A 12,566-nucleotide genomic window follows, 5' to 3' on the forward strand; every position below is an offset into this window, starting at 1 on the left:
GCTCCGGTTGCGGAAACGAAATCAGCGGCGCGCGCCCAGCCACGGCAGGCTCATCAGCGCGGCGTACACGACCAGTGCCACGGTCAGCGCCGCGCACAGCGCGTGAATGTTGCCCGGGTACAGCCAGGCCATCAGTGAGCAGCCCAGCGCCAGCACCACGAAGCGGCTGACGCCGGCGAGCATCGGCACGATCATGCGGCCGGTGCCCTGGGCGGCGAAATAGAGCGCCAGACCCAATCCCAGGAAGCCGTAGGCGGGCGCCACAGTGCGTAAGTAAACGGCGCCGGTGGCGATCGCCTGAGGATCGCTGGTGAACAGGCCCAACCAGGCTTCCGGGAACAAGGCCGCCGCCAGCCCCACGGTTTCGGTGACGGCGGCGGCCACCAACGCACCGGTCCAGGCGATGCGCCGCGCGCGCGCCACCTGGCCGGCGCCCATGTTCATGCCGACCATGGCGACCAGCCCGGTGCCGATGCCGAACACGATGGGGATCTGCAGATATTCAATGCGAATGCCCAGGCCGAATCCGGCCAGGGCTTCCATGCTGGTGCGTGCCACGAAGAAGGTACTGACCACCACGCACAGATTGGAGAACACGGTGTTCAGCGAGGACCAGGCACCGACGCCGAGAATTTCCGCGAACAGCGCCCGGCGTAGGGGGTGCTTAAGGCTGAGTTGCACGCCGCCGCGGCCGCGCAGCAGGCTGATTAGGAGCACCACGGTGGCGAGCAGGTAGTAGCTGGCCAGCGCCAGCCCGGCGCCGGCGATGCCCAAACCCGGCAGCGGGCCGACGCCGAAGATCAGTACCGGCGAAAGCACCAGCAGCATGGGGATGCCGCCGGTCATCACCGCCGCTGGCAACAACATGTTGCCGGAGCCGCGTAACACCGAGGACAAACAGTTCATCAGCCACAGAAAGACCGCGCCAATAAAAATGGCGTTGGAATAGGCGAGTGCGGCGGCCAGTCCGGCGCCTTCACCGCCCATGGCCCGGTAAATCGCTGGCCCGCCGGCCAGAAGGATCACCGAGCAGAGCAACCCCAGGGCCAACCCGATCACCACCGCGTGCAGGGCCAGCGCATCGGCTTTGTCCTGTTGTCCGGCACCGAGGGCCCGCGCCACCGCCGAGGAAATACCGCCGCCAATGCCACCACCGGACATCATCATCAGCAGCATCACCAGCGGAAACACCAGCGCCGCGCCGGCCAGGGCGTCCACGCCAATCAGGCCGACGTAATAACTTTCCAGAAAGTTGGCCAGCGCCTGGGCCAGCATCACCACCAGGTTCGGCGCCGCCAGCTTGAGAATGGTGGGCAGCACCGGCCCATGCAGAATCATCCGGGAACGGGCCTGGGCGGCATTGGCGGCGGGGCGAAGGGTGGCGGCCTGGTTCATGGCGAGCGTCTCAGAGAAGGATCAGAGTGGAGGTGGCGCTGGCATAGAGCTTGCCGTTGGCGTCGGTGAGTTTCGCTTCCGCGAACGCCAGCCGGCGGCCCCGGCTGACCACCGTGCCCTCGGCGCGTACCGCGCCGGTGTCCTTGGTCATGGCGCGGTGGTAGGCCACTTTCAGCTCCGCGGTGCTGTAGCCCTGGCCGGCCGCCAGGGTGGAATGCACCGCGCAACCACAGGCGGAATCCAGCAGTGTGGCGGCGTAGCCGCCATGCACGGTGCCGATCGGGTTGTAGACCTTCTCCGTGGGCGTGCCCTCGAACACCACGCGGCCTTCTTCAAGTTCGGTGAGGGTGAATTCCATGGTGCGGCCGATGCCGCTGTGATTGTCTTGGGTCAGCGCGTGTTGAAGGGCTTGCAGGCCGGTCATTTCGGCAAGACTACTCATTGTGGGTCCTTAAGGTCGGGTCAGGGGTTGGAGCTGGTGGTGCCGGGCAATTCCGCCGCCACCGCATGCAGGATTTCCTCGGACAGGGTGGGGTCGTTGACCGCCCGCGCCAGAATCAGGCCGCCCACCATGGCGGCGGTGGCGGCCACCGCCTTGCGCCGGCGCAGCGCCGCCCGGCGACCGGCCAGCGCGCTGTCCAGCAGGTCGATGAAACGGCCCACGCTGCGGGTGAACGCACTGCGCACCGGCGGGCTTTGACGGCTGGCCTCGCCGGCCAGAGCGGCCAGCACACAGCCGTCGCCGGGATGGTCGCGATGACGGCTGGACAGATAACGGCTGGCCAGGGCGTCCATGGAGGGCTTCTGAGCGCTGCCGATCACTTTGCGCCAGCGTTGGCCGGTGCTGTCGATGGCGCGCTCGCAGGCCTCCGCCATCAGTTGTTCCTTGGAGTCGAAATGGCCATAGAAACCGCCATGGGTGAGGCCGGCGTTGTTCATCAGTTCGGCCACGCCGATGCCGTCAAAACCGCGCTCGCGAAACAGCCTGGCGGCCACCTCGACAATCCGGTCACGGTTCTCGGCGGCTTGTTCTCTGCTCACTCTCATGGCGTTTCTCCCTGGGATCGGCCAGTGTCATGGCTTCCCGGCGGGTGATTCATTTGGATGATGGGTGTCATTTATATAATGATGATGGTCGTCATGTAAATAGAATGGCGAAATTTAAGCGCGAGAAACGTGATTGGCGGCCCGGGATGCGGAGCCGGTTGCCGCGTGGATTGTGCAAGATTGGTAAAGGGGCGGGGGCGCTCTTTCCTTTCCCGCACGAAAGCCGTTCAATAGCCAGCAAACGGTGCCGTGACGGCCAAACCCTCAAGGAGTGAACTATGCAAAACGCGGATGTGGGCAAGCTGATACTGCGTCTGGCCCTGGGTGTGATGATTCTTCTGCACGGTATTTTCAAATTGCAGCATGGGGTCGGCGGCATCGCCGGAATGCTGCAGGGCGCGGGGCTGCCGGGCTTTCTCGCCTATGGGGTGTTTATCGGTGAAGTGATCGCTCCGATCATGATCATCATCGGCTACCAGACCCGGGTAGGCGCGGCGCTGATCGTGGGCAATATGCTGGTGGCCCTGTTCCTCGCCCACATGAGCCAGCTCTTCAGCCTCACCAGCCAGGGTGGCTGGGCGCTTGAATTGCAGGGCTTCTACCTGTTCACCGCCGCCGCGTTGTTTTTCCTGGGTGCGGGTCGGTATGCGATGAAGAACTAGGAGCAGGTGTCGGGGAGCTGGTGCTGTTGGCCAGGCGTGAGTTGAAAGTTAAAGGTTAAAAGTTGAAACGCGAATGAAGCCTGAGCCGCCGGCAAGGCCGTGCCCGCGTTTGTGGGCAGTGAACTCCATTCCTTGCCCGGCCAAAGGTCGCTGCGAAGCCATGCAGGCGAGACCATTTAACTTTTAACTTTTAACTTTCAACGGGTCCTTGGATGGATCGGCCTTTCCTCGAGTACAAACTGCCCGCCTCAACCGTCTACAACGACCCTTTCAACATATTGCTGGTGCTGATCTGGCCGTTGAGGGTCCAGAAATCGTAGAGAATGCCGAGGCCGAAGAGACCGGCGCTGATCAAGTAGAGCAGGCCGGTGATCCATTTGCCCATGTAGAAGCGGTGCAGGCCGAACACGCCGAGAAAGGTGAGCAGAATCCAGGCGATGTTGTAGTCGGTGGCGCCGGCGCGGTAGCGTTGGTCGGCGGCGCGATCCATTCCCGGAATCAGAAACAGATCGACGATCCAGCCGATAAAAAACAACCCCAAGGTGAAAAACCACAGGGTGCCGGTGAGCTGACGGCCGTAGTAGAACCGGTGGGCGCCCATGAAGCCGAAGATCCAGAGCAGGTAGCCCACTGCTTTGCTGTGCGTGTCCCTATACATTGGTATCCCTATGCATTGTTCGTCCCTGAGTGATTCATGTTGGTAAAAACCAGACTTGAGGTGAGGCCGGCATCGCCGTTTAAAGTTCCACTTTGATGCTGGCGATCACCTGGTTGGCTTTGACCCGCGCACTGTCGATGCTGTTGGCACGCGCCAGCGCCACGCCCAGGCGGCGGCTGCCGTTGACTTCCGGTTTGCCGAACAGGCGCAGGCCGGTGTCCGGTTCCGCCAGGGCCTGCTCCAGGTTGCCAAAACGCATCGCGCGGGATTCGCCTTTCACCAGCAGCACCGATGACGCACAGGCGCCGCGTTGCTCGATCATCGGAATCGGCAGATCGAGAATGGCGCGCGCGTGCAGGGCGAATTCCGACAGGTTCTGTGAGATCAGGGTGACCAGGCCGGTATCGTGGGGGCGCGGCGACACTTCACTGAACCACACCTGATCGCCGCTGACGAAAAATTCCATGCCGAAGATGCCCCGGCCACCCAGAGCGTCCGCCACCGCGCCGGCCATGCGCCGGGCTTCGTCGAGGGCGGCGGCGTTCATCGGTTGCGGCTGCCAGGATTCCCGATAGTCGCCGTCTTCCTGGCGGTGGCCGATGGGCGCGCAAAAATCCACGCCGTCGCGGTGGCGCACGGTGAGCAGGGTGATCTCGTAGTCAAAGTCGACGAAACCTTCCACGATCACCCGGCCGTGGCCGGCGCGCCCGCCGGATTGCGCGTACTCCCAGGCCGCCTCCACATCGGCGTCGCGTTTCACCGTGCTCTGGCCCTTGCCGGAGGAGGACATCACCGGCTTGACCACGCACGGCAGGCCAACTTCGCGAATCGCTTCCAGGTATTCCTCGCGGGTGCCGGCGAAGCGGTAGGGCGAGGTGCGCAGGCCCAGTTCCTCGGCGGCCAGGCGGCGAATGCCCTCGCGGTTCATGGTCAGGCTGGCGGCGCGGGCGGTGGGCACCACGGTGAAGCCCTCTTCCTCAAGCTTGAGCAGCTCGTCGGTGGCGATCGCCTCGATTTCCGGCACGATCAGGCGCGGACGCTCCTTTTCCACCAGCTCGCGGACAGCGGCACCCTCCAGCATGTTGATCACATAGTGACGGTGGGCCACCTGCATCGCCGGCGCATTATCATAGCGGTCCACGGCGATCACTTCGCAACCCAGGCGGGTCAGCTCGATGGCCACTTCCTTGCCCAGTTCGCCGCTGCCCAGCAGCATGACCCGGGTGGCGGTGTCGGAATAGGGGGTGCCGATGGTGGTCATGGGATCTCCTCGTTCTCGGAAACCCGATTGTAGCGGAAAGCGGACAGGAAGCTGCAAGCCACAGGCAGGACGCCAGTTGAAAGTTAAAGGTTAAAAGTTAAAAGGTCGTCGCCGACGGGGTTTCCCGCGGCCGGCGGCCGTGGAAGGTCACCACGAGTTTGAACTCCCCTGAGCGCGGGCACAGCCTCGCCATCTCGTCGGGTGCCGCCCGCGTTTTAACCTTTAACTTTCAACGGGCCACCGACCGGCACGGCCTTTCCGCCACGCTAGCCCTACCTGCAGCTTGCAGCTTGCAGCTTGCAGCCGTTTACTATGCCCGCTCGCAATGAGGTGACGGGATATGCACAACGACGGTTATTGGATGGCGCGCGCGCTGGTGTTGGCGGAACAGGCGGCCAGCGAGGGCGAGGTACCGGTGGGGGCCCTGGTGGTGCGCGATGATCAGGTGCTGGGCGAGGGCTACAACCGGCCGATTGGCGCCCACGATCCCACTGGCCACGCCGAGATCAACGCGCTGCGTGACGCCGCCGCCCGGCAAAACAATTACCGGCTGCCCGGGGCGACCCTGTACGTCACCATCGAGCCGTGCACCATGTGCTTCGGCGCGCTGGTCCACGCCCGCATCGCGCGGCTGGTGTACGGTGCCGCCGAGCCCCGCGCTGGCGTCTGCGAAAGCCGTCTGATGTTGCCCGGGCAGGATTTCTACAACCACCGGATCGAGGTGCTGGGCGGCGTCGAAGCGGACGCCGCTTCGCAACTGATGCGACGTTTTTTTCGGCAACGAAGGGGCTAGCAAAGGCCAGGGGGGGGAGGCAGCGGGGTTGCTCTTTTTAGTGTCGCGGCGCGGGCACGGCGTCTCGTTACACCCCGGTTTGCGTCGCGCTGTTCCCTGTATCCTGATCCCTGTATCCGCTTTCCAGGACGATCAGTTCGCCGAGGCGAGCAGGGTGGAGCGGTGGCGCTCGGAGTTGTCCGCCCATACCAGCAGGTCGTAATAACGGCGGATGTGACGCACATAGAGGGCCGCCTGGCCGCCGGGGGCGCGCCCGTAGCGCAACTGTTTGGCGTAGGCGGACTGGCTGAGCAGGGGCAGGCGCTGTTTCACCGCCTGCCAGTTATCCGGGTCGTCGCCCTGGCGTTCGGTGAGCACGCGCGCGTCTTCCAGATGGCCGAAGCCCACGTTGTAGGCGGCCAGTGCCATCCAGGTGCGGTCCGGCTCCTGAATCCGATCCGGAATGCGGTTATGAATCTTGCGCAGGTAAGCGGCGCCGGCCTGGATGCTTTGCGCCGGGTCGGTGCGGTCGTCAACGCCCATTTCCCGCGCCGTGTTGGCGGTGAGCATCATCAGGCCCTGCACGCCGGTGGGTGAGATGGCGGCGGCGTCCCAGAGCGATTCCTGATAGGCGACGGCGGCCAGCAGGCGCCAATCGAAGTCGGCATCGCTGGCGGCGGTTTGGAAGTCCTGGGTGTACAGGGGCAGGCGATCATCCAGATGGCGGATAAAACTGCGCGCGGCGTACAGGTCGAACTGCTCGACGTGGCCATAGAAGCGATCCGCCAGCCGCTGGGTTTCTCCGGCGGCCTTCATCTGCGTGAGATAGCGCTGCGCCGCCAGATACAGGCTGCGGTCGTCGCTCGGGCTGAACGCCCAGGCCAGGTCCTGATCGCCACCGAGAGTGAAACCGGAAGCCAGGTCCGGGAACAGGCCCCGGTGAATCGCGTAGGCATTGGAGTTGATCAGGGTGTAATCGGCGTTGCCTTCTTCGACCAGGGTGAGCATCTGTTCGGCGTTGGCGTTTTCCACCTGCTCGAAGTGCAGAGCGGGGTGCTCCAGGCGGGCCTGGTTGAGCATTTCCGCGTGGCTGCTGCCGGCGCGCACCACCACTTTCTTGCCGATCAGATCCTCGATCCGTTTCGGCCGGGCCTCGCCGAGGCGATACATCACCAGGGTATCGACCTGTTGGTAGGGGGTACTGAAGCGCAGCCCCTGGCGGCGCTCATCGGTAACGGTCAGGCCGGCGGCGGCGAGGTCGGCTTTGCCGCGGCGCACCGCGTATTTCACCTCGGCGGGGGTGTCCATTTCCACCAGACGCAAGCGCACGCCAAGCCGCTCGGCGAAGCCGTTCGCCAGCTCGTATTCCATGCCGGTCTGGCCTTTCGGGTCCTGATAGACGGTGGTCAGCGAGGGACGGGTCGCCACCACCAGCTCGCCCCGCGCCTGGACACGTTCCAGGGCGGTGGGGGTGGGGCGCATCGCCGCGACCAGGCCCACCACGCACAACAAGGCGATGGGCGCCAGCAGCGTGCGGCTGTGGCGGAGCAAGCTTTTCATGTCCGTTGATACCTCTGCTGGGTGTCCAGGCAGGTGGTATGGCCCATGCCATACGCGGGTCAGCGGCGGCGATCCATGCCCCGTGACACTGAGTTCTTCATCTATGCGAGCGCGAATTTATCATTGCAGGTTGGCGAAAATCTAGCCGTATGGCCGACAATCACGGCACATCGGGCCCGGCGCCGCAGCCAATCGCAGGACCACAGCCCCCGGGATACGGGGCTTTGCCGCGAATAGGCGCGCCCACGGGTTGCCTTGAGGTGGGCATCTTTGCTTACATTTAAAATGCCGCTGGCGTGTCGTCCAGGGCGGTGACGATGGCGGCTGGCGCGTGCCGGCGAATAGGAATTCGGCCGGGCATACCGTATCATTGCGCCTCTCCAGGGGGGCGCTGCCGACCTGGAGTCATCCCTCGATCCAAAGGAAAAGCCAACCCTATGCTGATCCTCCCCGGTAGCCCGGCGCTGTCCGCATTTCGTAAAGAAAAACTGCTCGAGGCTCTGCCACAGGCAGAGGCTTTGTCGGCCCGTTTCGTTCATTTTGTTGAGCTCAGCGAGGCGCTGGACGAGCGCGAACGACAGATTCTTGACGGCTTGCTCGAATACGGCCCCAGTGTGGACGACGCCAGCCCGCACAAAGAGTCTGCCGAGGGCGAGCTGTTCGTGGTGGTGCCCCGGCCCGGGACGGTGTCGCCGTGGTCCTCCAAGGCCACCGACATCTGCCACAACGCCGGGCTGGCCAAGGTGCGGCGGGTGGAGCGTGGTGTTGAATACCGGGTGGCGGTCACCGGCCAGCCGGATCGTGCCGCGCTGGCGACGCCCTTGCACGATCGCATGGTCGAGGCGGTGCTGGCGGATCTGGACTCGGCCGAGGTGCTGTTTACCCACCACCAGCCGCGCTCGCTGGCCAGTGTCGATGTGATCGGCGGTGGGCGAGAGGCGCTGGCCCAGGCCAACGGTGAGCTGGGCCTGGCGCTGGCCGACGACGAAATCGATTACCTGGTGGAGCGTTTCACCGCCTTGGGCCGCAATCCTTCCGACGCCGAACTGATGATGTTCGCCCAGGCCAACTCCGAGCATTGCCGGCACAAGATCTTCAACGCCGAGTGGAACATCGACGGCGAAACGCAGCCGCTGAGCCTGTTCGGGATGATCCGCAATACCCACAAGTGCGCCCCGCAAGGGGTGCTCAGCGCCTATAAGGACAACGCGGCGGTGGTGGCCGGCCCGCTCGCGGACCGTTTCTTCCGCGACCCGGAAAGCGGTGAATACGGTTACGTGAACGAGCCGGTGCACATGCTGATGAAGGTGGAGACCCACAACCACCCCACCGCGATTGCCCCGCACCCGGGCGCGGCCACCGGCGCCGGCGGTGAAATCCGTGACGAGGGCGCCACCGGCCGGGGCGCCAAGCCGAAGGCCGGGCTGACCGGCTTTTCGGTGTCGAACCTGCGTATTCCCGGCTTTGACCAGCCCTGGGAGCAGGACTACGGCCGCCCCGGCCGCATGGCCTCGCCACTGGACATCATGATCGAGGGGCCGCTGGGCGGCGCCGCCTTCAACAACGAATTCGGCCGCCCCAATCTGGGCGGTTATTTCCGCACCCTGGAACTGGAAGCCCCGGGCCTGAATGGCGATGAACGGCGTGGTTACCATAAGCCGATCATGATCGCCGGTGGGCTGGGCAACATCCGCGACGGCCATGTGGAAAAGAACAACATTCCCCCCGGCGCCAAGGTCATCGTGCTGGGTGGCCCGGCGCTGCTGATCGGCCTGGGCGGCGGTGCCGCCAGCTCGATGGCCAGCGGCGAGTCCGACGAAGCCCTGGATTTCGCCTCGGTGCAACGGGGCAACCCGGAGATTGAGCGCCGCGTGCAGGAGGTGATCGACCGCTGCTGGGAGCTGGGCGACCACAACCCGATTGTGTCGATTCATGACGTTGGCGCCGGTGGGCTCTCCAACGCCCTGCCCGAGCTGGTTCACGACCATGATCGCGGCGCCAGCCTGGAACTGCGGCGGGTGCCCAACGACGAGCCCGGCATGAGCCCGGTGGAAATCTGGTGCAACGAAGCCCAGGAACGGTACGTGCTCGCGGTGATGCCCGAGGATCTGCCCCGTTTCGAGGCGCTCTGCCAGCGTGAGCGCACGCCGTTCGCGGTGCTCGGCGAGGCCACCGAAGCCGAGCACCTTAAAGTCAGCGACGAGCACTTTGGTAACGCGCCGGTGGATCTGCCGATGGATCTGCTGTTCGGTAAGGCGCCCAAGATGCAGCGCGCCTTCGACCGGGAAGATTTTCAGCGCCGCCCCTTCGAACTGGACGGCATCGGTCTCAAGGACGCGGTGGAGCGGGTGCTGCGCCTGCCCAGCGTGGCCTCCAAGAACTTCCTGATCACCATCGGTGACCGCTCGGTGACCGGCCTGGTGCACCGCGATCAAATGGTCGGCCCCTGGCAGGTGCCGGTGGCCGATTGCGCGGTGACCGCCGCCGGTTACAACCAGCGCTGTGGCGAAGCCATGGCGATGGGCGAGCGCACCCCGGTGGCGCTGGTCAACGCCGCCGCCTCCGGGCGGCTGGCGGTGACCGAGGCGATCACCAACCTGGCCGCCACGCACATCGGTTCGCTGGCCAATATCCGGCTGTCCGCCAACTGGATGGCCGCCGCCGGTCATCCGGGCGAAGACCAGGCCCTGTTCGACACCGTCAAGGCGGTGGGCATGGAGTTGTGCCCCGAGCTGGGCATCGCCATCCCGGTGGGTAAGGACTCGCTGTCCATGCGTACCCTGTGGCAGGAACGCGGCATCGACAAAAGCGTGACCGCGCCGTTGTCGCTGATCGTCACCGGTTTCGCCAACGTCACCGACGTGGGCCTCACCGCCACCCCGCAACTGCGTACCGGCGTCGACAGTGAATTGCTGCTGGTGGATCTGGGGCGCGGCCAGAACCGCCTGGCCGGCTCCGCGCTGGCCCAGGTGTACGGGCAGGTGGGCGAGGTGGCGCCGGATCTGGACAACGCCGACGACCTGATTGCCTTCTTTAACGTCACCCAGGCGCTGCTCGCCGAGGGCCGCTTGCTGGCCTACCACGACCGTTCCGATGGCGGCCTGCTCGCCACGCTCACGGAAATGGCGTTCGCCGGCCGGGTCGGCCTGGACATCGTGCTCGACCACATCGCCGGCGACGATCAGGAAGTGCTGGCGGCGCTGTTCGCCGAAGAGGCGGGCGCGGTGCTGCAGGTGCGCGCCGAGGACGTCGACGCGGTGCGCCGCGCGTACCAGGACGCCGGCCTGGGCGGCTGCGTGCACTCGGTGGCGCTGCTCAATGGCGAAGACGTGCTGCGCCTGCGCCTGGGCGGCGCGGTGCTGATGGAGCGCACCCGTCGCGGCTTGCAGCGCATCTGGTCGGAAACCAGCTATCGCATTCAGGCGCTGCGCGACAACCCGGATTGCGCCCGCCAGGAATTCGACGCCATCGCCGACGCCGATGACCCGGGGCTGAACGTGCGCCTCACCTTCGACATGAGCGAAGACGTGGCCGCCCCCTATCTGAACAGCGGTGCCCGCCCTCAGGTGGCAATCCTGCGTGAACAGGGTGTTAACGGCCACCTGGAAATGGCCGCCGCCTTTGACCGCGCCGGTTTCAGCGCCGTGGACGTGCACATGAGCGACCTGCTCGCCGGCCGCGTCAACCTGGAGCAAATGAAAGGGCTGGTGGCCTGCGGCGGTTTTTCCTACGGCGACGTGCTGGGCGCCGGCGGCGGCTGGGCCAAGACCGTGCTCTATCACAACCAGCTGCGGGATGCCTTCAATCGCTTCTTCTATCGGGAAGACACCTTCACCCTGGGGGTCTGTAACGGTTGCCAGATGCTCTCGTTGCTCAAGGACCTGATCCCCGGCGCCGAGCATTGGCCGCGCTTCGTGCGCAACCTCAGTGAACAGTTTGAAGCGCGCACCTCGCTGGTGGAAATCCAGGATTCCCCCTCGATTCTGCTGCGCGACATGGCCGGCACCCGGATTCCGATCGCCGTGGCCCACGGCGAAGGCCGGGTGGAAATCAGCGACGAAAATCTGAACCGCAACCTGGAACAGCGGCTGGTGGCGTTGCGCTACGTGGATGGGCTCGGCAACCCCACCGAGCAGTACCCGGCCAACCCCAACGGTTCCGCCCAGGGCACCACCGGCTTCACCTCCCGCGATGGCCGCGCCACCATTGTGATGCCCCACCCGGAGCGGGTGTTCCGGGTGCTGCAAAACAGCTGGACCCCGGACGATTGGCAGCGTTTCGAGAACGGCCCCTGGTATCGGTTGTTCGCCAACGCCCGCAAATGGGTGGGATGAAACGGCCGCAGGCCGCAAGCCGCAAGCCGCAGGCAACCCCAGGCTGGAAGCTCCGCAAAGGTGTGGTAATGGCCTGGTCAGCTTGTAGCTTGTGGCTTCGCCGAGGAACGAAAATGACAGAGCAGACATACAATTATTTCGATCTCCCCCTGGGCGAGTCGCCGGCGCCGACGCCGGTGTCCGCGCAGCGCCGGGCGTTGGCGCGGGAGTTGGCGGCGATCAACGAGCAATTGATTCGCCTGGACGCCGACGAAGCGGCGCTGGCGCGCTACACCGAGCAGGCGCGCGCCTTGCGGCAAGGCCTTGAGCAGCATGGCCACCACAGCATGCGCGATGTGCTGGGCCGGCTGATTGTCGGGCAGGGCAGCCATCAGGACGTGCTCGACATGTCCGAGTTCGAGATTCTCACCGGCCCGGCCAACCCGATGTCGCCGCCGGTGACCTTGTGGCTCGACGGCGATGTGGTGCGTGGCCAGGCGCGCTTCGGCCGTGCTTTTATGGGCCCGCCAGGCAAGGTGCACGGCGGCGTGCTGGCGCTGGCACTGGATATGCTGATGGCCAAGACCCAGGATATGGTCGAAAACCTGGGCATGACCGGCACGCTCAATATTCGCTACCTGGCGCCCACGCCCCTCAACACCGACGTGGAATTCGAGGCGCGGCTGGTGAGGCTGGAGCGGCGTAAGCTGATCACCGAGGCAACGGTGTTCGCCGCCGGGGTACAGACGGTCGCCGCGCAGGGCATCTGGATTTCCTCACGGGGTGATTACCGCCTGCGCCCGGAGTACGCTCAGGAGCAGGCCGCCGGCGCCGACAGCGAACCGGCCTGAGCGGGCAGGTCTGAGCGGGCCGGCCGAGAACAACCAGCGGGAGCCGA

General features: G+C 65.2%; 10 protein-coding genes. 4 read left to right on the forward strand and 6 right to left on the reverse strand.

Annotated features, from left to right (window positions below):
- Positions 1 to 21: 21 nt before the first annotated feature.
- From CGS25_RS02545 to CGS25_RS02555, 3 genes are read right to left on the reverse strand one after another with little or no spacing between them, the layout of a single operon-like run.
- The gene (locus CGS25_RS02545) at positions 22 to 1,395 is read right to left on the reverse strand and encodes an MATE family efflux transporter (protein WP_101674496.1); all 1,374 of its coding nucleotides are present in this window, start codon (positions 1,393 to 1,395) and stop codon (positions 22 to 24) included.
- Between the two features lie 10 nt (positions 1,396 to 1,405).
- Positions 1,406 to 1,837: a PaaI family thioesterase gene (locus CGS25_RS02550; RefSeq protein WP_089031449.1), complete on the reverse strand. Its 432-nt coding sequence runs from the start codon at positions 1,835 to 1,837 to the stop codon at positions 1,406 to 1,408.
- A 20-nt stretch (positions 1,838 to 1,857) separates the two neighbouring features.
- Positions 1,858 to 2,442: a TetR/AcrR family transcriptional regulator gene (locus CGS25_RS02555; RefSeq protein ID WP_101674498.1), complete on the reverse strand. Its 585-nt coding sequence runs from the start codon at positions 2,440 to 2,442 to the stop codon at positions 1,858 to 1,860.
- Between the two features lie 278 nt (positions 2,443 to 2,720).
- On the opposite strand from CGS25_RS02555, the gene CGS25_RS02560 reads away from it, so the two are divergent.
- The gene (locus tag CGS25_RS02560) at positions 2,721 to 3,104 is read left to right on the forward strand and encodes a DoxX family protein (protein ID WP_089031451.1); all 384 of its coding nucleotides are present in this window, start codon (positions 2,721 to 2,723) and stop codon (positions 3,102 to 3,104) included.
- A 256-nt stretch (positions 3,105 to 3,360) separates the two neighbouring features.
- Here CGS25_RS02560 and CGS25_RS02565 read toward each other — a convergent pair whose 3' ends face one another.
- Both CGS25_RS02565 and purT read right to left on the reverse strand, forming a co-directional pair.
- Positions 3,361 to 3,762, reverse strand: a complete 402-nt coding sequence (locus CGS25_RS02565) for an NINE protein (RefSeq protein WP_089031452.1) — start codon at positions 3,760 to 3,762, stop codon at positions 3,361 to 3,363.
- 79 nt (positions 3,763 to 3,841) lie between these two features.
- Positions 3,842 to 5,023, reverse strand: coding sequence for a formate-dependent phosphoribosylglycinamide formyltransferase (gene purT, locus CGS25_RS02570; protein ID WP_101674499.1), 1,182 nt, complete (start codon positions 5,021 to 5,023; stop codon positions 3,842 to 3,844).
- A gap of 340 nt (positions 5,024 to 5,363) precedes the next feature.
- On the opposite strand from purT, the gene tadA reads away from it, so the two are divergent.
- Positions 5,364 to 5,816 (forward strand): tRNA adenosine(34) deaminase TadA, encoded by a 453-nt coding sequence (tadA, locus tag CGS25_RS02575; protein WP_101674501.1) that lies wholly within the window; start codon positions 5,364 to 5,366, stop codon positions 5,814 to 5,816.
- 132 nt (positions 5,817 to 5,948) lie between these two features.
- Here the strand turns inward: tadA and mltF are convergent, their stop codons facing one another.
- Positions 5,949 to 7,355 carry a membrane-bound lytic murein transglycosylase MltF gene (mltF, locus tag CGS25_RS02580; protein WP_089031455.1) on the reverse strand — a complete coding sequence of 469 codons (1,407 nt, stop codon included), beginning with the start codon at positions 7,353 to 7,355 and terminating at the stop codon, positions 5,949 to 5,951.
- Between the two features lie 437 nt (positions 7,356 to 7,792).
- Here mltF and purL point away from each other — a divergent pair, with 437 nt between their 5' ends.
- Both purL and CGS25_RS02590 read left to right on the forward strand, forming a co-directional pair.
- Positions 7,793 to 11,689: a phosphoribosylformylglycinamidine synthase gene (purL, locus tag CGS25_RS02585; protein ID WP_101674503.1), complete on the forward strand. Its 3,897-nt coding sequence runs from the start codon at positions 7,793 to 7,795 to the stop codon at positions 11,687 to 11,689.
- Between the two features lie 113 nt (positions 11,690 to 11,802).
- Positions 11,803 to 12,519 (forward strand): PaaI family thioesterase, encoded by a 717-nt coding sequence (locus CGS25_RS02590; RefSeq protein ID WP_101674506.1) that lies wholly within the window; start codon positions 11,803 to 11,805, stop codon positions 12,517 to 12,519.
- The last annotated feature ends 47 nt before the right edge of the window (positions 12,520 to 12,566 follow it).

The organism is Alloalcanivorax mobilis (genome assembly GCF_002864685.1).
GTDB lineage: Bacteria > Pseudomonadota > Gammaproteobacteria > Pseudomonadales > Alcanivoracaceae > Alloalcanivorax > Alloalcanivorax mobilis.

Bases quoted from the DNA above. Each gene is read 5' to 3' on its own strand.
- mltF (WP_089031455.1), bottom strand. From the start codon at position 7,355: ATGAAAAGCTTGCTCCGCCACAGCCGCACGCTGCTGGCGCCCATCGCC.
- CGS25_RS02555 (WP_101674498.1), bottom strand. From the start codon at position 2,442: ATGAGAGTGAGCAGAGAACAAGCCGCCGAGAACCGTGACCGGATTGTC.
- CGS25_RS02560 (WP_089031451.1), top strand. From the start codon at position 2,721: ATGCAAAACGCGGATGTGGGCAAGCTGATACTGCGTCTGGCCCTGGGT.
- CGS25_RS02545 (WP_101674496.1), bottom strand. From the start codon at position 1,395: ATGAACCAGGCCGCCACCCTTCGCCCCGCCGCCAATGCCGCCCAGGCC.
- CGS25_RS02550 (WP_089031449.1), bottom strand. From the start codon at position 1,837: ATGAGTAGTCTTGCCGAAATGACCGGCCTGCAAGCCCTTCAACACGCG.
- CGS25_RS02590 (WP_101674506.1), top strand. From the start codon at position 11,803: ATGACAGAGCAGACATACAATTATTTCGATCTCCCCCTGGGCGAGTCG.
- purT (WP_101674499.1), bottom strand. From the start codon at position 5,023: ATGACCACCATCGGCACCCCCTATTCCGACACCGCCACCCGGGTCATG.
- tadA (WP_101674501.1), top strand. From the start codon at position 5,364: ATGCACAACGACGGTTATTGGATGGCGCGCGCGCTGGTGTTGGCGGAA.
- purL (WP_101674503.1), top strand. From the start codon at position 7,793: ATGCTGATCCTCCCCGGTAGCCCGGCGCTGTCCGCATTTCGTAAAGAA.
- CGS25_RS02565 (WP_089031452.1), bottom strand. From the start codon at position 3,762: ATGTATAGGGACACGCACAGCAAAGCAGTGGGCTACCTGCTCTGGATC.